This is a genomic window from Streptomyces sp. NPDC090994, assembly GCF_044768905.1.
In the GTDB taxonomy this organism is placed as follows: Bacteria; Actinomycetota; Actinomycetes; order Streptomycetales; family Streptomycetaceae; genus Streptomyces.
Window position 1 is genome coordinate 1 of the sequence record NZ_JBIVWS010000039.1, and the last position, 20,450, is coordinate 20,450.

Annotated in this window: 19 protein-coding genes; 7 read left to right on the top strand and 12 right to left on the bottom strand. The window is 70.4% G+C overall.

Annotation, left to right across the window (positions count from 1 at the left end):
• Positions 1-2,059: 2,059 nt before the first annotated feature.
• From ACIQR3_RS36965 to ACIQR3_RS37020, 12 genes are all read right to left on the bottom strand, one after another.
• The gene (locus tag ACIQR3_RS36965) at positions 2,060-3,046 is read right to left on the bottom strand and encodes a hypothetical protein (protein ID WP_403545790.1); all 987 of its coding nucleotides are present in this window, start codon (positions 3,044-3,046) and stop codon (positions 2,060-2,062) included.
• A 57-nt stretch (positions 3,047-3,103) separates the two neighbouring features.
• Positions 3,104-3,310, bottom strand: a complete 207-nt coding sequence (locus ACIQR3_RS36970) for a hypothetical protein (RefSeq protein WP_403545792.1) — start codon at positions 3,308-3,310, stop codon at positions 3,104-3,106.
• Between the two features lie 562 nt (positions 3,311-3,872).
• The gene (locus ACIQR3_RS36975; protein WP_403545794.1) at positions 3,873-4,397 is read right to left on the bottom strand and encodes a hypothetical protein; all 525 of its coding nucleotides are present in this window, start codon (positions 4,395-4,397) and stop codon (positions 3,873-3,875) included.
• 40 nt (positions 4,398-4,437) lie between these two features.
• Positions 4,438-5,019, bottom strand: a complete 582-nt coding sequence (locus tag ACIQR3_RS36980; protein ID WP_403545796.1) for a hypothetical protein — start codon at positions 5,017-5,019, stop codon at positions 4,438-4,440.
• Between the two features lie 216 nt (positions 5,020-5,235).
• Positions 5,236-5,472: a hypothetical protein gene (locus ACIQR3_RS36985; RefSeq protein WP_403545798.1), complete on the bottom strand. Its 237-nt coding sequence runs from the start codon at positions 5,470-5,472 to the stop codon at positions 5,236-5,238.
• 274 nt (positions 5,473-5,746) lie between these two features.
• Positions 5,747-6,574 (bottom strand): hypothetical protein, encoded by an 828-nt coding sequence (locus ACIQR3_RS36990; protein ID WP_403545799.1) that lies wholly within the window; start codon positions 6,572-6,574, stop codon positions 5,747-5,749.
• A complete protein-coding gene (locus ACIQR3_RS36995; protein ID WP_047181660.1) occupies positions 6,571-7,011 on the bottom strand; it encodes a hypothetical protein in 441 nt (146 codons plus the stop codon). The genes ACIQR3_RS36990 and ACIQR3_RS36995 overlap by 4 nt, the downstream gene beginning before the upstream one ends.
• Positions 7,012-7,019: 8 nt before the next feature.
• On the bottom strand, positions 7,020-8,033 hold the full coding sequence (locus ACIQR3_RS37000; protein ID WP_403545801.1) for a hypothetical protein: 1,014 nt from the start codon (positions 8,031-8,033) through the stop codon (positions 7,020-7,022).
• The gene (locus tag ACIQR3_RS37005; protein WP_403545803.1) at positions 8,030-8,200 is read right to left on the bottom strand and encodes a hypothetical protein; all 171 of its coding nucleotides are present in this window, start codon (positions 8,198-8,200) and stop codon (positions 8,030-8,032) included. Before ACIQR3_RS37005 ends, ACIQR3_RS37000 begins: the two co-directional genes overlap by 4 nt.
• 60 nt (positions 8,201-8,260) lie before the next feature.
• The gene (locus ACIQR3_RS37010) at positions 8,261-9,808 is read right to left on the bottom strand and encodes a DUF2637 domain-containing protein (protein ID WP_403545805.1); all 1,548 of its coding nucleotides are present in this window, start codon (positions 9,806-9,808) and stop codon (positions 8,261-8,263) included.
• Complete coding sequence (locus ACIQR3_RS37015) at positions 9,805-10,089, bottom strand: hypothetical protein (protein WP_403545807.1); 285 nt, start codon at positions 10,087-10,089, stop codon at positions 9,805-9,807. The genes ACIQR3_RS37010 and ACIQR3_RS37015 overlap by 4 nt, the downstream gene beginning before the upstream one ends.
• The gene (locus ACIQR3_RS37020) at positions 10,086-10,721 is read right to left on the bottom strand and encodes a WhiB family transcriptional regulator (RefSeq protein ID WP_403545848.1); all 636 of its coding nucleotides are present in this window, start codon (positions 10,719-10,721) and stop codon (positions 10,086-10,088) included. The genes ACIQR3_RS37015 and ACIQR3_RS37020 overlap by 4 nt, the downstream gene beginning before the upstream one ends.
• Before the next feature lie 129 nt (positions 10,722-10,850).
• On the opposite strand from ACIQR3_RS37020, the gene ACIQR3_RS37025 reads away from it, so the two are divergent.
• The 7 genes from ACIQR3_RS37025 to ACIQR3_RS37055 all read left to right on the top strand — a co-directional run bounded on the left by ACIQR3_RS37025 (position 10,851) and on the right by ACIQR3_RS37055 (position 20,445).
• Positions 10,851-11,639, top strand: coding sequence for a GntR family transcriptional regulator (locus ACIQR3_RS37025; RefSeq protein ID WP_403545810.1), 789 nt, complete (start codon positions 10,851-10,853; stop codon positions 11,637-11,639).
• A 1,044-nt stretch (positions 11,640-12,683) separates the two neighbouring features.
• Complete coding sequence (locus tag ACIQR3_RS37030) at positions 12,684-14,333, top strand: hypothetical protein (protein WP_403545811.1); 1,650 nt, start codon at positions 12,684-12,686, stop codon at positions 14,331-14,333.
• A 2,668-nt stretch (positions 14,334-17,001) separates the two neighbouring features.
• Positions 17,002-17,955, top strand: a complete 954-nt coding sequence (locus ACIQR3_RS37035) for a hypothetical protein (RefSeq protein ID WP_403545813.1) — start codon at positions 17,002-17,004, stop codon at positions 17,953-17,955.
• Positions 17,956-18,135: 180 nt separating this feature from the next.
• The gene (locus ACIQR3_RS37040; protein ID WP_310876251.1) at positions 18,136-18,402 is read left to right on the top strand and encodes a hypothetical protein; all 267 of its coding nucleotides are present in this window, start codon (positions 18,136-18,138) and stop codon (positions 18,400-18,402) included.
• A complete protein-coding gene (locus tag ACIQR3_RS37045) occupies positions 18,399-19,523 on the top strand; it encodes a conjugal transfer protein (protein ID WP_403545814.1) in 1,125 nt (374 codons plus the stop codon). The genes ACIQR3_RS37040 and ACIQR3_RS37045 overlap by 4 nt, the downstream gene beginning before the upstream one ends.
• Before the next feature lie 17 nt (positions 19,524-19,540).
• The gene (locus ACIQR3_RS37050; protein WP_403545816.1) at positions 19,541-19,885 is read left to right on the top strand and encodes a hypothetical protein; all 345 of its coding nucleotides are present in this window, start codon (positions 19,541-19,543) and stop codon (positions 19,883-19,885) included.
• Entirely contained in the window at positions 19,882-20,445 is a 564-nt protein-coding gene (locus ACIQR3_RS37055) for a hypothetical protein (RefSeq protein WP_403545818.1), read from the top strand. Before ACIQR3_RS37050 ends, ACIQR3_RS37055 begins: the two co-directional genes overlap by 4 nt.
• Positions 20,446-20,450: the final 5 nt, after the last annotated feature.

The following is a 20,450-nucleotide window of genomic DNA, read 5'->3' on the forward strand; positions in this document are numbered from 1 at the left end:
CACAGGCACTCGCCTTCATGCGCGCCGAACTCGTCGAGAAGCTGAACGGCTACAACGCCGCCTAACCCCCCAACAACCCACGGGGCGGCCCCCAAACCCCACCAAGGGCCGCCCCGCCCCCCACACCCCCTCCAAGGGCCCCCAAAGGCCCGCCCACGGCCCTGGGAGACACCAGACCGGGACAGGGCGACCCCCAACCCCCAGGGGCCAGTACCCGGCCACCCGGCCTTGGAAGGACAGCATGTTCGCCAAGATCAAGGAACTCGAACCCGGCCAGCGCGCCACCCTCCGTGTGTGGGTGAAACTCTTCGGTCGCAAGTTCACCGTTCTTTCCGTGAGCTTCGAGGGCTGTTAGCGCCCTTCCCGCCTCCCGGCCCCGGCCACCCGGCCCACACCAGCCGAACGCGCCCCGCCACACCAGCAGAGATGAGCCGAGGATGACACAGCGCACAGGCCAGCCTGAAGTACCCGCCGCCTGCCCAGGATGGGGCGAGGAGTGCGGCAACGAGACGCAGAGTGGAGCCGACCTCTGCCCGGACTGCTACATGGCGCGGCTGGACGCGCAGTCCCCCCGGATCCCCCTGTAGAGCTGCTGCGAGACAGCGGCAGACCCCAAGACCAGGGCCGGGCGGCCCTGCCCTCCAAGGGCCGCCCGCGCCCGCCACAGGCCCGGCCCCAGCCCCCTCACCCCACTGGGGCCGGGCCGCCCCCACCGCGCATCTCCGCGCCACCCTCACAAGCTAGGAAAGTGGGACCGATGATGAACCGCAGGATCAACCGCCGAGCCGGGATGTTCCTGGGTGTCCTGCTGGGTATCTCCGCAATCGTCCTCACTGTGTTCAGCTTCAAGATCTCCATGGATGCTTCCCGCGCGCTCTCGAACCCCGCCGCCGAAGCTCACGCCGTGCCCCGTTGCCGGTAACGGCTTACAGCCGTTGCCCACCGAGAGGATCCCCTGATGACCGACAGCAAGATCACGGAGTTGCTTGCCCGCGCAGCGAGTGGCGACCCTGATGCCGCCGCCGCGTTCGTGCGAGCGCGAGCACTCCGCCTCTACGCGGCGGGACACGTCAGCGCCAGCGGCCGGGCGGCTGCACGGCGGATGCTGCGGCGAGCTTCGTAGTCTCGCGTGCCGCGCCTCACCCGGCGCGCCCCCGGCCCTTGCGCGCCCCCGCTCAGCGTTTCGCTGGGCGGGGCCGCTTGCGTTCCGCAGCCCTCGGCGATCTGCTCAACTCACCGGCCCTCTCGAACCCGTCTCGGCTCTCTACCTCGTACTCACGGTCCCTGGGGCTTCCCGCTTCCGTTCTCCCTGTCTGCCTCAGTGCTTCGTGGTCTATCTGTGTCTCGTCTGTCGTTGTCTGCTTCGGCTGTTCCTCTACCTCTTCGGCTCTTGTGCTCCTCGGCTCCTTCCTCTCGCTTGCTGTTGTGGTTCTGGTTGCTCCCGTTGTTCGCTACTCCTCCTTCCCTCGCTCCTTCCGTCCTGCTGCTCTCTCGTCCGTCTCGCTTCCTCCTCACTCCTCTGCCGGCTTCCTCCTTCCTGTCGTTCGTCTGTAGCTCTTCGCTGGTGTCCTCAGTTCCCTTATGGGTCTTATAGAGAAGTAGTCGGCGCGCACCGGCCCCCTTGACCGTCCCGCTGAAGTGCAGTTTTCCCTGTCGAGTGCGCAGCGTGGGGGCAAGTTGTGGGGCAAGTCGAAGGGCAAGCTGTAGGGCAAGTTGTGGCGCATGTTGTAGGGCACGTTGTAGGGCAGGTTGGCCTTTTGGAGCCCTTAGTGGGGTTGAGTCGCACCGTTGGGGGGGGTGATTTCTCTCCCCCTGTGGCATCTACGTGGGGGAGAGAAATCACCCCCCTCTGGCTAGTGAGTTCTACAGGAAGGGGGGGGAGAAATCTCCCTCCGTCAGGGGGGAGATTTCTCTGTTGCCGTGGTGGGGGAGATTTCTCCCCCACTTGGCCTTGGGGGGAGAAATCACAGTCCCTTGGTGCGTGCCCGGGGCGGGGCGCCGGCGCAGGTCGGGCGTGCCACTCAGCACCGGCGGTTGTGCGGTCTTGGACGCGGTAGGGTCATGCTTCCTGCGGCGTCAGGGCGGTGGCTGGCGTGCTGTCGGGGGAGCGCCCGTCGAGGCAGAGTTCGCGGTAGCCGGGCGGGTAGGTGAAGCCATGGCCCTCGCAGGTGGCGCAGTCCGGGGCGTGGGCGGTGGGAGTGCCGAAGCAGAGGACCGGTTCCTGGTGGACCGGGGTGTAGATGTCGTCGCCGTGGTGCTCCCAGGTGAGCACGGTGAGGACTTCACCGGTGCCGTAGCAGTCTCCTGCGCAGTCACGGGGGTGCGGGTCGTCGTCCTCCTCCTGGTCGTCGAGGTCGCGGAAGGCGTCGCGGAGGTAAGCGCGGGGAGGGAGGTCAGTCAGGGCGGCCCGGCGGTCGAAGGTCCGCAGGGTGTGGCCGGCGTTGGCGGCGGCCGCCGCTGTGGCGCTGTCGGCCGGTGCCGCGGAGGCGGCCCAGTCGAGAAGGAGTCCGCGGGTCATGACGTGCCGCCGTTGCTCGCTGGCCACGTCGACGGCGTGGAAGCGGGAAGAGAGGCCGAGGTGGGCCCAGGCGTAGGCGTCGAGCATGTGGCGCACCATCCGCGGGCCGGATCGGCGGAAGGGGCGCTTGATCGGCCGAGACTCGTCAGCGGGATGGGGTGCTCGGCATACGTCGCCGTGGGTGTGGTGATGGAGCCGGGCGTACTGGGCTCGCAGGTGGTCGAGACCGTTGTGGGGGTGGTCGTCGAGGGCCAGGCCGTCGACCTCGCGGAGGGCGGCGCCGTGGTCCCGGGCGGCTTCGTAGAGGTCGGGGTCTCGGGTGCGCAGGGCTAGGACGTCGATGAGAGCGCCGGCGTGCAGGAGCTTGAGGCGGCGCAGGGCAGGGACGGTGTTGCTGTCGGGGTCGTGTTCGAGAGTGTCGGTGAGGCGGTAGTGCGCCCACCGCGCTTCGAGGATGAGTCGGGTGACGGACGGTCGTTCGTCCTGGTACGCCTTCACGGCGTGTTCGGGGTAGTGGCTAATGGGCACGAGGATTCCCTTCAGGGTGATTGCCGGCGGGTGAGCGGGGCCTCGTCGGCCCACGCTTCAGCAGGGCGTTGCAGGCGAGGGCAGGATGGCGTCGGTCAGGCGGTGAAGGCGTTCGTCCTGCGGAGCTGCGGTCTTGAAGACGCGGTGCGCGGCTCCGGCGGGGGCGTGGGGCAGTGCGAAGACGCGGCCGCGGTCGAGGACGGCGAGGAGGCGTGCGGCGTGGTGTTCGCATCCGTCGGCGCCGGCGTTGTCCGCGTCGAGCACGGTGACGGTAGCGGGGCCGGCGCAGGGGGTGTGATCCGTCGGGAGTGCGGCGGGGCAGCGGGACATCGGTCCTCATCTGGTGGGCTGGGTGAAGTGGCTGTGGGATGGAGGGCTGGGGAGGATGGCGGCTAGCGCCGCTCTTCGTCGAGGAGGTGCGCGTGTCCCCAGGGGTTCGGTTCCGGAACCGGGCGTCCGTGTGCGATGTCGCGGAGGCGCTCGCGGCGCCGTTCCTGAGCCGCGGCAGTGCAGGGGGTTGTGCTGGGAGGTGGGCCAGGCCGAGGCTGTGACGCACCAGGGGCAGTGCGGTCGCCGGGTCAGGCGCCGGCCGACGGCAAGAGCGAGCAGGGTGACGGCGGCTCCGAGGACGGTTCCGAGAACGAAGGGGTGAATCTGGTGTCTCCCACGGATGATGCGGGGCCACCGGACGGTGGCCCCGCATCGAAGGTCGTCGGGGCGGGTGTGCTGGGGGTCGGTAACTGGTCGCGTGGCAGCGGATCGCCAGGGAAGAGGGTCAGTCGTGACTCACCGGGGCTCCGTGGCGTCGGTCCCCGTTCCGCTTCGATCACCACCAGTGCCGGAACAGGTAGTCACTGCGCGGGAGTTCGCCGCGTCGGATGAGATCGGCGAGGATCAGCTTCAGCGACGGGGAGAAGGCGCGATCGGCGAAGAATCGGCTCTCGAACACGGCGTTCTCAAGGTCTTGCGTTTCAGGCGGGTTCGCCTCGACAGTGGCTGGCGTGTGCTCGTCAGCGACGCGGATACTCAGCCAGTAGTCCAGCTCGGTCATGCCGGTCTTGATGACGCTCTCACCGATGCTGGAGTCCCAGCCCAAGTACAGCTCGGCGTCGTCGAACTGTTCAAGGGCCTCCTCGTAGTCCCCGTCGGAGGCGAGTTCGTACAGCTTCACGCTGTCATTACCGATGTGCTCGTCGTCCCGCTGGCATCCGCGCAGCGAGCTGTAGGGCTTGCCGTAGACGCGCTCGGCGATGGCTTCGATCGGGATGTAGCCGTTCTCGGCCGTCGCATGATCAGCGTGTGGCTCCAGCATGTAGATGCTGAACGACGTGTACTCCGGTACACGGGGCATGACGAGTCCTCCTGATAGGGGTCGAGGTCTCCGGGGTCGGTCAGATGTGGTCGTGGAGATCGGTGTCGTTGTAGGTGGTCTCGGAGACCGTGACCCAGCCGGTTCGGTCGCCGTCGCGGAGCTGGAGCTCCCACTTGCCCGGTTGCCAGCGCTGGCCGGTCTGCTTCCGGCCGACGTGGTGGCGCTGGCACTGCTTGGTGGGCTGGCTGCTGCCGTCTGTGGTCGAGCCGGAGGAGCCGGGCCTGGCGGTGCCGGAGGTGCCCCCGTTCGTGAGCGACTTGCCGGGCGGGGTGCCGCCGGACGAACCGCCGGAGCCGTCGGGGGTGGTGTCGTTGTTCTTCTTGCCGGTGCTGCCCGACGAGCTGGACTTGCCGCCGCTGGACTTGCCGCCGCTGGAGCCGCCGATGCGGCCCGCGAAGGCGGCGGTGGTGAACGAGCTGGTGCGGATGGTCGAGCAGTCCTGGCGGTACACGTCCTTGTACTCGGGGGTCCAGCGACCGGCGTAGCCGCGCTTGTCGATGACTTCGCCGTGCTCGACAGGCTCGTTGGCGCAGCCGGTGAGGGCGAGGAGCGCGGCGGCCGCTATGGCGGTGCCGAGCGTCAGGGTGCGGGGCGTGGTCACGGTGGACTCCAAGAAGGGGGTGTGGGTGCGCTCATCTGCTACAGGTGTTGTGCGCGAGCGGCGTGTGACACAGAGGCGGAACTTTCTCCGCGAAGAGAACAATACACACTGAAACATAAATAGGCAACGTTCAGAATGTGGGGCCGCTCTTCACCGTGAGACGTTGGGACTGCCCGTTACGAGCGCGCCTGAGCGCTGAGCGGGCGATCGCGCGTGTCAGCGCATGGACTGGATGATCCAGGCGAGCAGGCAGACGGCGGCGATGACCGCCCACATGCGCAGGGCGGCCGGATCCTTGGCGACTGGCTTGGCGTTGGACTCGAACACCTCGGCTGTCGGGATCATGCCGGGATGGTCGGTGTCGCGGTGCTCGTCGCGCTTGGCGGACGCCTGCTCTTTCGACAGCCACCCGGTCGTGACCCCGCACGGGCCGCACTCATACCGCCATGCCACCGCGGGCTCCCCCTCCACCGGTCCTGGATGTGGTTCGACGGTACCGGGCGGCCGCGCGCTGCGGGAGGGGAACAAGCCGACAGTGCCCGGTAGATGAGGGCGGTAGATGCTTCTACCGTTGGGATAGATCCGCAGGTCAGACGGTCGTAGATGTGGCCGATAGATGGCCGGCGGGGCCCTTGCGGGGGAGGGGAGCGGCAGCTGGCCGAAGGAGGTTTCGGGTGCCCGGGAGCTCCCTCTGGGCGGCGGCGAGGGAGCTCCCGGGTGGAGGGGTTCAGTCGGCGTCCGCAGGGGCCGCGAGGAAGGCGACTTCGGGGGGTGGGGCGGGCGCCCCGACAGGGGGCGCGGCGGGGGCGTTCGGGGTGAGGTCGGGGACGAGCTGGGCGGGGATCCGTAGGGCCCTGCCGAGGGCCTGTTCGAGGTTCTCGACGTGCACCCCGAAGTAGTTCCTCCCCTGGATGCCCATCTGGGTCCGGACGGGGATGCCGAGGGACTTGCACTTCTGCCTGATCATGGGTTCCGTCCAGTCGGCCAGGATTCCCTCCTGGTGGATCCGCTTGAGGAGGGTGTCGGTGTGGACGCCCTTGCGGCCCTGGCGGACGGCGAAGGCGACGCTGTGCTCGATGAACACTGCGAAGGCGGCATCGGCTTCGGCTGAAGCGACCTGCGCCGGCGTCGTCTCGGGGTCCTGCTCCCCCGGCGTTTCATGATCGTTTGAGGTGGCGGTCCCCTGCGGCTCTTCCCCCGCGGCGGTGGTGTGTGCGACTTCCAGGTCCTTCACCGTGCGGCCGGCCGACAGACCGGTGCGAACGGCGACGGTCGTGACGACGACAAGACCGGCTGCGCCGTAGACGTACCAGAGGCCGGGATGCTTTTCAGTGAAGTAGAGAGCGATGTAGCCGCCAAGGCCGAGTGCACCGAGGCGGACGAGGAACCCGCCTCGCTCTTGGTCGCCGGCGCGCAACCAGGCGCCGACGTAGCGCAGGGCGACCATGGTGGCGCTGGCGACGACAGGCACCTCGCGTACGAACGGGATGTGCTCCACCCTGATCGTCCGCCGCTTCTGCTTGGCGGTGTTCGTCGTGTCCGACTTCCCGGTCATGCGCCCACCAGGGACAGTCCGGCGGTGGCGACGGCAACGACCGCCCGCCAGATGGAGCCCTGCGCAGCGGCCATGGCGGCTGCGGTGAGCATCCCCCACAGGGCGCCGGTGAACGGCACGATGGGGGCGAAGGCGGACAGCACGAGCAGGATGATCACCACGGCAGTCATGCCGATGGGTCCTAGGTCGGGGTTCGCGGCGATCTGGCGCGGGATGTCCTGGACAGCGGTGCCGAGGTCGTGGGGCCAGGAGTCGGCACGCAGGAAGGCGAGCTCGGCGAAGAAGCCGATGGCCTGGGCCGGTCCCCGGGCCAGCTTCTTCTTGCCCTTGCCCCAGATGCCGTAGATGAGCGTGACGATCAAGATGATGCTGACGGCGGTAGCGGACATCGGGCCGAGGGCGCTGGTTCCGGCCCCGGCGGCGAGCAGGCTGGTCACGAGAATCCTTAAAAGGTGGAGGGCAAGAACAGCAGGACGGCGATGCCGGCGGAGGCGACCGGGATATGAGTGAGGAAGCGGACCGCGGCGCAGAACGAGGGCAGCCGGTACAGCCACTTCTCCACGAAGGCGGAGATGCCGCCGCCCACGACTGCGGCGAGCAGGATCACGCCGCCACCGACGATGAACGGGGTGGACGGCTCGTTGCTGCTGGCGGCAGCGTCGTGCATGACGGCGAGCGTCCACTGAGGCAGCCCGGCGTCCCACTGGGCGGTGAACACGCCCCAGCCCCAGGCACCGGCGGTTGCGGCGGATCCGTTGTGGAGGATGAACCGCTGCAGCGGTGTGAGCGACGTCCACCAGGCGGTGAGAGAGCTGCGGTTGCGGCCCGGACCGGTCCTCTCCCCTGCAGATGCCGACGGCTCCTGGCCAGTGCCGTAGTAGTGGTTGTGCACCTCGTAGGTGTCCGGGTCCGGTGCCTGCGGATCGGCGCTCTTCCGTACGCGGAACCAGTCGGGCCCGTCGCCCTCCGCATCCGCGGCGGCCGGGTCTTCGGCCTGGTCGTCGCCCTTGCGCCGGCGCCGAGAGATGCGAGGCGGCCAGGCGCTTTTCGCCTGCTCGCCCGTGGACTGCGACTCCGATGGCTCGGCCGGGTCAGGTGTGGCGTCCTGGTTCTCGGCGGGCATCGGCCCGTCGGCCGGGGCCTGCTGCTGGAGGTCCGTCAGGTCGATGGTCTGCCCGGGAACGGGCAGTCGTCCGCCGGGCGACATCGAGATCCGGCGGGTGGCACCGGCGGAGTCCAGGACGTTGTCGGGGCGTGCAGCGCCTGGCTCGGGCTCCTCCTCGACAGGCTGCTCGGCGTGGCCGAGCGGCCGGACACCGATGCGGGACAGCAGGCGGCGCAGTTGCGTCTCGTCGTCCGGCGTGCCGCTGTCCGTCTCCGGGGTCTGGGGCGGTTCGTTGTCGGGGGTGCGGGAGTGGGCCCGGTTGGTCCGGCCGCGGGTGGAAGGGGTCGTGCTCACTGCTCGCTCCCTTCGTGGGAGGCGGGGCGTCGCACGAGGGCGAGGCGGGGCCGACCGTGCTGCGGGGCGGCGGATCGGGCCGGCCGGGCGGCTGTGGCCGGGCGGCGGGCCGGGGCGATGAGGGCGAGGGCCTCGTTGACGTGCTGGTCGAAGGTGGTGGCGGGCATCTGTGGTCCTCACGGTCGTGCTCGCGGGCAGCCCTCCCGGGCGCCCTGCGGAGCGGGGCGTCAGGGTCGGCTGCCAGCGGCGGGGACGAGGAGGCCGCTGTCGTGCTGCTCGAAGTGGTCGCCCACGGTCGGGTCGAGCTGGAAGAGCTCGTCGAGAGGCGACTGCGGGCCGGCCGGTGCCGGGGCGGGCTGGAGGTCTTGAGGGGCCGCGGCCGACGGCGATGGCTCATTCGCGAGGGCGAGGGCCTGGTCGAAGTGGTCGGGCTCCTCGCCGTCGACGACGCGCGCGGCGGGATGAGCGGCCAGCGCCTTGGGCAGCCACTCGGCCCGTGTGTCCACGAACCTCTTGGCCCGCGGGTTCCCGATGCCGAGAGCGGCAGCGATCCTGTTGATGCCCCAGGCGAACTTGCCGTCATCCTTGAGCGGGACGGTCTGGACGAAGGCGGCCATGACTTCCTCGTCGGTCTTGCGCCCGGCGGCCGTGTCCTCATCCTGCTCGGCGTCGACGTCCGCGCCCGGCGATGCGACGTCCTCGTCGCCGGTGTCCTTCCCGGACTTGTCCCTCTCGCCCATCCCGGCCTTGACCTGCTGTTCTTCCTCATCGTCCGAGCGGGAAGAGGGAACGGGATGGGGGCCGGCCGCCTGGGATGGGATGGTCGGGATGGTGCCGATCAGGGTGTTGAGGATGCCCTCGAACGCGACGGGATTGCGCAGGTTCATCCCGGCGATGTCGGACTGGCGTACGCGCAGCTGCAGCCGGGCGACGACGCGCTTCAGGATGACGGGGTCGGAGCATCCCGCTCGTTCGCTGGCATCCTGGGCACGGCCGTCGGCATGCATCTCGGCGAGGCGGTATACCCAGCGGGTCATCCTGCCGGCCTGCTTGACCGCGTCCTGGGCACGGCGCAGCCGGTACCAGCGGTAGGCGGCCCGGGAGATGCGGACCTCGGCGGTGGCTTCCTCCTGGGCCAGGTCCTGGCGGGCGGCGAGCAGCAGCGCGACGCGGAAGGCCTCGACGGGGTGGAGCAGGCGCACCAGGGCGATGCGGCGGTCGGGGCGTCCGCCCTTGGTGCGGGCGGCGCGGCGTTCCTCGAGCGAGCCGATCTCCCAGAGCACGGCGGCCAGGACCGGCCAGACCGCGCGGACGGCGCCGCCGAGGAGGGAGTCGGCTTCGGACGCGGAGAAGACCGAGCTGATGCCGGCGAGGATCCAGAACAGAGCTCCGGACAGGCCCGGTCCCTCGCCGTCGCGGGCGCGGCGGCGGGCGCGGCGGCCGCAGACCATCGCCGCGACGTCGAGTGCGACGAAGGGCAGGAGATCGAACGGGGCTTCCAGGCCCATCTGGTGGTGGCCGACCCGGCGCAGACCGGTGGCCGACAGGGCGGCCGCGGCTGCGGCGATGACGACGGTGAGGAGGTCCTCGACTCGGCGCCCGCGGCGGTCGGCGGCTGCGGCGCGTTCGTTGTCGGTGAGCGCGGCCAGGGCCATGCGGCGCCGGCGTAGGGCGATCGCCGGGCCGAGGGTGAGGACGAGCGCGCCGAGGACGAACTGCCAGCTGCCGAGGAGTTCGGCCAGGGCCGCGCCGTGGGGAGCGAGGTCGGGTGTCACGGGGAGTCCCTCCGGGCGAGGTTGCTGGCCGCTTCAGCGGCCTGGGCGCGCAGCGGGTCGTCGTTGGGCGGGGTCGGGTCCTGGGTGATCCAGTCCCTGTAGGCGTCGCGCTCGGCCCTGGCCTGGCCGAGCAGGACCAGGAGCAGCAGGGTGAGCGGGTTGACGGGCGGTATGTCGGCGCCGGCCGGTACGAGGACGGGAAGTAAGCGGACGTCGTCGCGGCGGGCGAGGGCGCTGACCAGGGCGCGGTTGAGGGCGTAGACGTCGCCGGCGGAGTTCATGCGGCGGCTGTCCAGCCGGCGGTGAGGCGGTGGGCGGCGACGAGCTCGTCGCGCCGGCGGGCGGCCTCGCGCATCTTCTCGACGTTCTCCCTGCGCTTCTGGGGCTGCCCGGTGCCGAGGTACTGGCCGGTGAGCCGCAGGAGCTCGGCGCCGGCGGCGAAGCGGGCGCGCTGCTGTTCGCCGGTCTGTTCGTCGGCCGCGCGGGCACGCTCGAGCCTGCTGCTCTCGGCCGCCAGCCGGCGGTCGAGTTTCTGCGGGTCCAGGCCGCCGCGGACTCCGGCGGTGTCACCGTCGCGGAGGGCGAGCTCGGCGCACGCGGCCCGCACCGGGCAGACGGTGCAGTGGTCGCGGACCGTGCGGGTGCGGCGCTGCTTCCAGTCGGCGTCCGGCTCGCCGTCCTCCTGGAAGAAGCTGTCGACGTCCGGCTGAACCGCGTGGCACACCGAGCGGTTCATGGCCTGGCGCAGCTGTGGGGCGCGCAGCTGGTGTGCGATGAGGCGGCCGTCGTGGCCGGCCAGGTATCCGTCGGCGACGAGGGAGTCGACCGGGACGGTCTCGGCGATGTAGGCGGCGATGCCGTCCTCGGCGATTCCGCGGTGGCGGACGGGTGCTGGCGGGCGGGCTGTCATCATGGTGTTCACGTGTTCTCATCTCCTGTGACGCTCTGGTGGGTGGTGAGGCGCGTTCGCGGCCTCCGGGGGGACCAGCCCCGGGGGTCGCTTGCTTTTTCACGCCCCATCTGACTTAACTGACTGCGTCAGATGCGTCAGATCATGCACGGGGATGCCGATCACGTCAAGGAGAGGGCGTTTGATCACATGACCAAGGAGCAATGGCTGGTACGGCAAGATGTGGGCATGACGTCCCATCACCCGCACGAACGCGCCGCGGCAGCACTACGCGCCGACATCACGGCGGGAACGTACGCCGCCGGCGCGGAACTGCCGGGGCAGCGGGAGCTCGCCGAGAAGTACGGCGTCGCGCAGAACACGATGGGACAGGCACTGCGTCTGCTCGAGGCCGAGGGCCTGGTCGAGATGGCACCCCGCCGCCGCACCCGTGTGCTGCAGGCGTTCCCGCACCTGGAGGTGCGGGTCTCCGGCACCGGCCACCTCCAGCCGGTCGACACCGAGAACCTCGGACACGCCGACCTCCGCGCCGGCACCAGAGTCACGAACCAGCAGGCCGCCGAAGCACTTCTTCTCCCCCCCGGCGCGCGGCTCTTCGAGAACCAGGCCGTCCTGCTTCACGCAGGGACGCCCTGGGCGACGCAGACGCTGCTCACCGCGGCCAAACCCGACACGGGCAACGGCACCCACGCTGTCACCGTGGCACCCTTCGTTACTGGCGCGGCGCAACAGGAATCCGAGCACCGCAGTCGCTGGAGCGCGCGGCCGGCAACCGTCGAGGAGAACCGGCAGCTACGGGGGCACGGTCTCACGGTCTTGGAGATCCGCAGAGTGGGCTACGTCCAGGAACGCCCGAATTCATACCTGTTGACGGTAGTACGGGCAGATCGAGTGACCATCCGCACAGAGAGCGGCAGTTAGCCCACAAATTGGGCAACTGCTCCCTTTTGGCTGCACTCTTCGACGTCGCGTGGACAACGCGCCGAGAGCATGTGCGCGGCGGTGGTCAGGGGATAGGGTGACTTCCGCTTGATCCAATACGCCTCACCTCGGGCCCCCGGCGCACAGCGCCGAGGAGGAGTCCGGTGAACCGAGAAGGCGGTTCTTCCATGACCAGCACCGCACAGACCCCGAGCGGTTCCGCCGCGCCGGGCGCGGCGCTGCCGTGGGCGCTGCCTGGCGCAGCCGGGCCCAAAAACGCGAAAACCCCCTGGAAGGGGGAGTTGCGGATGTCGTAAGTCTTCCGGGCGGGCGCCTCTAGCAAAGGCAGCTCCTCGCCCCTCTCCGCCGGCTTCGGAGTTAGCAGCTCCTCTGCCGGCCGTCACCGCTCAGTCCTGGGTTAGCGGCCCAGTTGAGCGAGGGCCAGACCGAATGGTCCGGCAATCACTGCCCTCCAGCAGCAATCCCCTCGAAGGGGTTCGTCGTTTCCCGGGGCGACCCGGGAGAACGGGGTCCATCTTGCAGTACACCCATGCCCTTTGTCAGCTCGAACGCCACCGAAGCAGGTCGTTCACGGCGGTTATTCGCCCATCCGTGACGCCAGCGCCACGCTGCGTGCCCACTCTCGGGATCGGGGTCCCGGCCGGGATCGGCCGCGGCGCAGAGCGGTTTGGCGATCTGCCCTCGACCAGTCCCGGTCAGGCCCCCTTGACCAGCAAGGTCGGCGCCTCGCTCCCTGTGCCAGGCCGTCGGACCTTCACTGCCCTGGTCAAGGGGGTGGTCAAGGGGGTCTGCCGCCACCCCAAATGCCCCCTTGACCCGCAGGTCACAGGCTCGTCAGGGATTTTCTCGGCCGGACTGTCACACCGTCGGCTTTTTCGACACCCGTAGCAGCTGAAGGACCCGTTTCTTCAGCTTCCGCCCGAGTGCCCCTGGCCAGACCCCCAGACCGCGTCCTTGCCGGACGCCGTCGAGACCCAGCGCACCCGAGTCGCCGCCCCGCGGCGCCGGTGCGCCAGGAGAAGTGTGCTCCGCACAGCAGCAGTACCGAGCAGCCCGCCGCCGGCGGGCGATCAGGCGCGCCCGCAGCGCCGCCAGCGGGTCAAGGTGCCCCTGCGCCTCGTCGTCAATCCGCACTACGCCGACGTCGCGGTGACCGCGTACGTGAAGATCGCCGCGCTGGCGTTGCGTCCGGAGGGTTGCACGGCGGCGACCGTGACCATCGCGGAGTACGTCGGCCTGTCCAAGGCCTCCGTCGAACGCGGCATGACGCAGCTGATGCGCCCCGGTCCTGACGGCGTCGTCGAGCTGTCCTCGACCCGCCGTTCCCTGCCCGGCGGATGCGGCACCTCGGCGGTGCGCCGTACCCGGCCGCTCTCCCCGGCTGAGCGGTTCGTGTGGATCCCCGTCGCGGCGTCCGAGGACCTCACCCCGCGCCAGCTGCGCGCGTACGCACTCATCGCCTACGCCCAGGCCCAGAAGATCCCGCTCACCGAGTCGGAGATCGCAGGGGCGCTGCACCACTACAGCGGCCGACGGTCCGGCCAGCCACTCACCACCGCGGCTGCCGGGCAGATCGTCGACGAGCTGGAGGCGACGCGGTGGATCACTGTGGAGCGGCGCGCCGGCGTGCGCGGCCGCCACCACTTCGTCGCCCACGACATCCCGCCCGCCACCCAGGACCCGGGCTGTGGACAGCCGTCCTCCACGGACGTCGCGCCCTCCTCCACCTCTGGTCCTGGTGAGGGATCGGGTTCGTCGGCTGGTGAGGGATCACTCGCGACTAAGGAAGAACCTAGGACTGACCGACCTGATGACGAGCGAGCCCTCTTCTCACCCGCCGTAGGCGAAGTACAGGTAGGTGAAGGTGTGGAAAACCGCGGTGCGCAACCGCCGCGCGGCACGGACGAAGCCGGGCTCGCGCTTCGCGCGGATGACCACCAGACCCCGTTGACCAACCCCTTGACCAAGCCCTCGGGCACCCCCTTGACCAACCCCGCCGGCACCTACAGCGGGCCTCGGCTGACCATCAGTGCCCGGGTGCACGGCGTCCTCGAGCCGGTCCACTGGCTCTACCGGCAGACCAGCGTCTACATGCAGCGGCGCATCGCCCGGGAAGTCGGTCAACAGCTGCGCTCCGGCGTCGACGACGCCCGTCTGCGGCAGCGCCTCCAGACGCGGGTCGCCCAGACCTTCACCGACGAGATCCGCGATCCCGGCCGGTGGATCCTCGGTGTCGGCCTGCCCCACTGGGGCTGCGGAATCTTCGACTGCGAGGCCGGCGTCCTGTGGAGCAGCGGCCGCCGATGCTCGGTGTGCGAGGAGATCGTCCGCGACCGGCGCCGCGCCACGGCGCAGCCCGAGGCGCCCGCCCTCGGCATCGTCCATTCCGTACCTGCTCGTGTTCCCGTCCAGCCGTCCACTCCTGCGGCTCCCCGAGGCCGGTGCCCGGAGTGCGGCTGCGCCGTCCTGGTGCTGAACCGCGCCGAGCCGGCCCCCAGGTGCAAGCCGTGCCGAGAGGAGCACGAGGGTGGACGGGCCAGCGGCCCGTTCCCGTCGACGCACTTCGAAGTGTGCGCGGGATGGGACGGCAGTGGATGCACCCGGCCGGCCCTCGGCTCCACCGGGCTCTGCGTCCGATGTCGGACCCGCCGGATGGAGCGGGCCGCATCATGAGCCGCCCCTCCCCGTGGAGGATCGACACTCCCAGGCGGCCCCGAGCCGCATCCACGGATTGCGTTCTGTTCCGCAGGTGCCGAAGGGCGGAGCTCGGCCCTTCAACCGCACCGCGGCGCCCGGTCAACCGTTCAGGACCAGGGTTCCTCGTAGCGCGGAGGCCCCCCTTGACCGGCCCGGCCTTCCCCACCCGCTGGGGATCCTCCTTGACACGCGGCCCGGGCAAGGGGGACTCCACCGTCCATCGCCAGGCGCCGCGGCACCTCGAAGCCACCGGCGTGGAGTGGGACCGAGGGCCGCGGCCACAGAATGAGTGGACTCCACTGGGCCCGATGCGACGGCCATCTCCGTCCCGGTCCACTCGCACAACCCACCATCCATCGCCCGCCGCCGCGCACTGAGTGGGCTCCACCGTGTGCGGGGTGGAGCCCACTCAGTGGAGTGGAGTGGAGTGGAGTGGAGCCCGGCCTCCGCCATCGGGTGTCGCCCATCGACCGTCCACTCCTCCCGGTGGACGACACCCGATGGACCGGCCGGTCCCTCCACTCAGTGGACTCCACTCGATGCCCCCGGGTCCCAGCGCACCGGTGGCGCCACCGATGGGAACCGGCGGACAAGGCGAGAGACGGCATCTGCCCGAAGCCCAAAGAACATCGTGGAGAAACGGCAGCATCCCGCCCGCCCGGGGGTGCCCTCGCACTTCTCTCCCTCCTTGACCAGACGGGTTCACCGCGCGAGCTCCCCACCCCTTGACCGGCTCTGCCTCCCCCTTGACCGCGGGCCGTGGCCCTCCTCATTTCCCCTTGACCTCGGCCCAGGTCAAGGGGAAACCCGGCGGCCACTCACCGTCCAGGAACTGATGCGGCTGGGGCGCTCCACCGACGCCAGCGGCAGCCGATTCGACACGAGCCAGCCGACTAACGGACGAGCAACGGGACGGACAGGCTTCCCCTGGGCACGCCCACCGGTGCGGGCGGTACGCCGTGCAGGGGTGATGGCGGTCCCGGGATTCAGCCCGACCTCGCGATGGCGTCCATCGCGGTGGGGGGCGGCCGGTGCACGGCGGGACTGCGCGTGGATGGGCCCGAACGCCCCGCGATGGGTCCTGGTCCACCCACTCGATGTGCTCCATCCAATCCAGTGGACGGAGCGGGCAGCCGGCGTCGAAGTCCACCCACCGGGTGGGCTCCATCCGGAACTCGGCTACACCCTGGTGCCCACCCGATGGAGTCCGCCCACGCCACCGGATGTCGCCCACCGACCCATGCAACCCCGGTGGGCGACACAGTGGCCATGGCCCACCCACGCAGTGGACTCCACTCAATCCCCGAGGCCAAGGCGGAAGGCAGCGTCAGCCCGAAGTGTCGGTGGAAGGTGAAGCAGAGCGTGTCGCTCACCGAGACGGCCCCGGCAAACGTCTTCTGACGACGCCCCTCTGCTCTCTCGCCCCCTTGACCAAGTTCACCGAGCAACTCGCCCCCCTTGCCCGGCCCCCTTTCCCCCCTTGCTCACCGACCGGCCCACACCCGTTTCCCCCTTGACCCCACCTCAGGTCAAGGGGGAAGCCCGGCGGCCTTCCCTCCTCGTAAGAACGATGAGGCCCGGCGCACTCATCGACGCCCGCGGATCACCGCGAAGGCGACGGCGCTCGGGAGGTCCAGCCAGAGCTTTCGATGGCGTCCATCGCGGTGGGACGGGTGGATGGGCGGGCGCGCCGAGGGGTGGCCAGCGCGTGGTCGTACGCAAGCGTCGCGACGAGGCGGTCTATCGACTCGAGGGCTCCATCCACTGCCGGCGGCCTCCACCCCACTCCGATCGGAGCGGGCCCCACCCCCAACCACCTCCCCCTGCAGACACCCCCTTGACCACTCCGCCCACCCTGTGACCACGGCCCCTTGCCCACCCAGGTATCCGGAGCGGGCCGGGCCTTCGAGAGGCGGCACGTGCCGCCTCCCGGCGGGCTCACGCAGGCGGCTTCTGGTGACGCCCCTCCTGCCCTGTCCACCCCTTGACCGGGCTCTCTTCCACCCCTTGACCATGGGCCTGGGCAACTGCCATTTCCCCTTGACCTCGACCCAGGTCAAGGGGAAATGGCACGGGCGCTTCCACCCCGCCACCGCGGAGGCTGGCGCGCTTCACCAGCACCGGGGGGCCGGTCCAATGAGGCCGGGCAGTGCCTCTCCCAGCGCGCACCGGAGCGGTACAGAACGACGTCCAGAAGTGATGGCAGCCCGCGGGCCTCGACCCGAATTGGCGATGGCGTCCATCGCGGCGGCGATGGGTGGGAGCGCCGAGTCCAGTAGGTGGCCGGTGGGTGGATGTACGCAGCCCTTCAACGAGGCCTCGATCCATCCACTCGGTGGGCTCCACCCGATCCAGTGGATGAGCCGGCGTCGGCCCCGAAGTCCCTCCACTGCCAGTGGCCCCCACCCGACTCCGACCCGAGTTATGCACATCCCCATCCACCCCACCCTGTGGGCACCGCCCCCTTGACCACTCCGCCCACCCCTTGACCATGGCCCCCCTTGCCCACCCGGGCCACCCAGGTGCCGAGGCCTGTTTCCCCTTGACCTCGTCGCGCCGCGAGAGCGGTCAGACCGCGGTCAAGGGGGGTGTCGGGAGTGTGAGCGCCATCGAGACCAGATGGCGCGAAAGGACGGACACGGACGTGGCCACCACCCAGCACACCCCGGCACTCGACTCCTCCGAGTCCACAACCCGCTACGACACGCTCACCGTGATGAACCGCGACTGGGTCGCGCTCTGCCGCGACCTCCGGGCGGCTGACCGCGTGACGGCGTGGGCCGAGGAGCACCCGGACCTTGCCGGAGCGGCCGGTCCTCAGGACGTGGTCGACAAGATCTCCGCCTACCACCGCCGCGGGGACCTGGACGGCCACGACCGCGTGATGCACCTGCTGGTCGAGCGAGCCGGCGGGATCGGTTTCGACGCCCACCTCGCGTGGCGGGTGGCCGTGCGGGTCCTGCTGCCCAAGGCGGTCTTGATGGCGAAGACGCAGCGGAGGTCCTACGGCCTGCCGTGGGACGACGTGTGCGCGACGGTGCTGGGCGCGGCATTCGAGGTCGTCCGCACCTACCCGCTCGACCGGCGGCCGCGGCGGATCTTCAACAACCTCGCGCTCGACACCCTGCAGCTCACCCGCCGCACTCTGGCCGCCTGCCTCGACGACGTGGAGGACGTCCAGGAGTTCGCCGCCGGCGTCGCGCCCCTGGCCGAAGCCGAGTGCCACGCCCGATACGCGCACGTCGTCTCCAGCGAAGACCCCGACACCCCGCACCGCACGGTCGAGCTCGCCGACCTGCTGGTGCGGGCCGCCCAGATGGAGCTCGTCGACGCCAACGAGCCGGCCCTGTCGCGTCACGAGACGCGGACGGAGGTCCTCGACCTGCTGCTGTGGGCCGTCGAGGTCGGAGCGCTCAAGGAGTTCGAGGCTCAGCGCATCGCCCGGTACTACCTGTCCACCTCGCAGCGCCCCGACCAGCGGCACATGACCACCCGGTCCATGGGCCACGAGGGAGACCTGCTGCGGCAGCACGCCAGCCGTGCCGTTCGCACACTGCGCGCGAAGTCGGACCTCGCGCAGTACCGCGCTGCGGCCTGAGAGCCGCCGGCGCCCCTCGGATCGGGCGCCGCAGAAGTTGCTCGAAAAAACCTCGGCCTGACTGTCACACCGCGCGCTTCCTCAACACCTGTAGCAGGCGAGAGGGCCGCCAGATCGGTCCAGCCCCACCTGAACGCCCCGCCCCACCCTTTCGACTCCGGGAGAACCGACGTGACCACGATGTCCCCGGCCGGCACCGGCCGACAGCTGCTCGACGCCGACGAGGCCCGTGTGGCCCGTGCTTCGCGCGAACTGACCAAGATCGCCGCTGCTCTGGTGAGCCGGCCGATGGACCGTGACCTGCATGAGCAGATGCGTGCCTTCCTCGACAGGGAGTCGGAGGCATCTCTGGCGTCGTGGGACGTGCTGCTGCAGCGCACGCCGGACCAGCTCAAGGAGCGCATCTCAACGGTCCTGACCGTCCAGGCCCTGCGGACGGCGTCGTGAAGCGGCAGCGTCGGCCGCGCAAGGCGGCCAAGAAGCAGCTCGTCGAGGCGGAAGCCTGGGACGTCGAGGTCGAGGAGCTCCCGGAGACGTCGGCGGACGAGCCGGATGAGACCGGGTGGAAGACGAGCACGGCCCAGATGGCTGGCCTCTCCCGGCTGGTCCGTGCCGGTGTCTGGGTGCTCGTTGTCTCCGGCCCGGCTCTCGGCGCACTCGCGTTCCTCTCCTCGTCCGCTCCCGCCCAGGGCGCGGCCAAGCCGGTCGCCGCGGCGTCTCCGGCATCACCGGTCGGGCCGGCCGGCTTCGCCGAGCTGTTCGTCGCCGCCTATCTGCAGGCCGGACAGGGCACCGAGCGGGACCTGGCGCCGTACTACTCCGGCTCCGTCGCGCTCGCGGTCAAGCCCGGGACCCGTACGGCCACGCAGTCCACCGTGATCGCGTCCCGCGAGGTTCAGCCCGGCTACTGGTCCATCACCGTCGCCGCAGACGTCACCGCCCACGACGACAAAGGCAAGTCCAAGCGGCTGGGCATCCAGTACTTCCGCGTCGGGATCCAGGCCACCGGCCCGGCTGGTGCCGGCGGCACCGAGCCGGGCGCCACCGCTGGCTACGCAGCGACGTCGCTGCCGTCGCAGGTGGCCGCGCCCACCGCGCTCAAGCCGGGTGGCCTGGCGTACGAGACCGACCGCGGCTCGAGCAGTGCAGACCCGTCGGTCGAGACCTCTCGCGGGTTCCTGGCCGCCTACCTGACCGGTACGACCGAGCTCGACCGGTACACCTCGCCCGGTACGCAGCTCCAGCCGATCAGCCCTGCGCCGTACGCCGCGGTGAAGGTCACCGGCGTCCAGGACGACTCGTCCGGTTCCGGCCAGCAGAAGGTGCCGGCCGACGGCACGGTGCTGCACCAGCTGGTCCAGGTCGATGCCACGGACCAGGCCGGCAGCCCGGTCTCGCTGAGCTACGCGCTCACCCTCAAGTCCCGCGCCGGCCGCTGGGAGGTCGCGTCCGTCGACGACGCCCCGGCGATCCGCGCGAGCAGCCCGCCCTCGGCGGCGCTGCACACCACCACCCCTAGCCCCGACGCAGCTGCGGCAACTCCCTCGCCGTCGCCGTCGAACTCCTGAAGAAAGAGGAAACGTTCATGCACACCCTGGCAGCAGCAGCCAACCCGGACCACGTCGTCCTTGCCGGCGACGTCCTCGACTGGGCCAACACCAAGACGGGCCAGGTTCGCGCGCTGGTTCTCACCGTGGCCGCGCTCATGGCGATCATCGCCGTGCTGATGGCCTGGTGGAAGACCCGCTCTTTCGTCGGCACCCTCGTGGCCTTTGTCCTGGCCGCCCTCGTGCTGTGGGGCATCAGCAACCTCAACGTCCTGCAGACCAAGGTCGGCTCGGAGATCAACGACACCGCAGGCTCGGCCTCCGTCGTCCACATCACCGGCGGCGCACCCGCGCTGGCGGGTGAGGGCCGGCGGGTCGCGTGAGCGCCTCGGAGGAGGAGCTGGTCGGGCACTCGTACACGCGAGCCCGTCGGCACCCGCTCGTCATCGGCAAGCTCCCGGGAGCCGGTCGGCTCCCGGGAGGGCCCTACACGATCACCCAGGTCATGACGATGGTGATCAGCTTCGGGCTCCTCGTCATGACCAGGGACCTGTGGGCCCACTTCGGCGCCATGAACTTCATCCTCATGGCACTGATCCCGTGGGGTCTGGCCTGGGTGCTGCGGTACGCGCGGCTCGACGGCCGGGACCCGGCCCGCGCCGTGCGCAGCCTGCTCATCTACTCCTCCACTCCGGCCCAGGGGCGCCTGGCCGGCAAGCCGCAGCGGGCCGCTCGACCGCGACTGGCCACCGCCACCTGCACGGTGCGCGTCCGGTCCGCCGAGCGGCCCGCCCCGGCGGCCGCCACGAAGCCCGTCCCGCAGCCCGCTCCCGCAGCCAGGCGAAATGCCCGCCCGGTCCCGGCACCAGCTGCAGCCACGGCGGTCCGGACAGAGCCGAAGACCGGGCTGCAGGCCCTCCTCGCCTCCCTCGACGAGCACTGATCAAC

What these genes read in the sequence shown, in the direction of transcription:
- ACIQR3_RS36975 (WP_403545794.1), bottom strand. Translation starts at nt 4,397, where the DNA reads ATGCCCCGTGTACCGGAGTACACGTCGTTCAGCATCTACATGCTGGAG.
- ACIQR3_RS36990 (WP_403545799.1), bottom strand. Translation starts at nt 6,574, where the DNA reads ATGACCGGGAAGTCGGACACGACGAACACCGCCAAGCAGAAGCGGCGG.
- ACIQR3_RS37005 (WP_403545803.1), bottom strand. Translation starts at nt 8,200, where the DNA reads ATGCCCGCCACCACCTTCGACCAGCACGTCAACGAGGCCCTCGCCCTC.
- ACIQR3_RS37015 (WP_403545807.1), bottom strand. Translation starts at nt 10,089, where the DNA reads ATGAACTCCGCCGGCGACGTCTACGCCCTCAACCGCGCCCTGGTCAGC.
- ACIQR3_RS37020 (WP_403545848.1), bottom strand. Translation starts at nt 10,721, where the DNA reads ATGATGACAGCCCGCCCGCCAGCACCCGTCCGCCACCGCGGAATCGCC.
- ACIQR3_RS37025 (WP_403545810.1), top strand. Translation starts at nt 10,851, where the DNA reads ATGCGTCAGATCATGCACGGGGATGCCGATCACGTCAAGGAGAGGGCG.
- ACIQR3_RS37040 (WP_310876251.1), top strand. Translation starts at nt 18,136, where the DNA reads ATGTCCCCGGCCGGCACCGGCCGACAGCTGCTCGACGCCGACGAGGCC.
- ACIQR3_RS37050 (WP_403545816.1), top strand. Translation starts at nt 19,541, where the DNA reads ATGCACACCCTGGCAGCAGCAGCCAACCCGGACCACGTCGTCCTTGCC.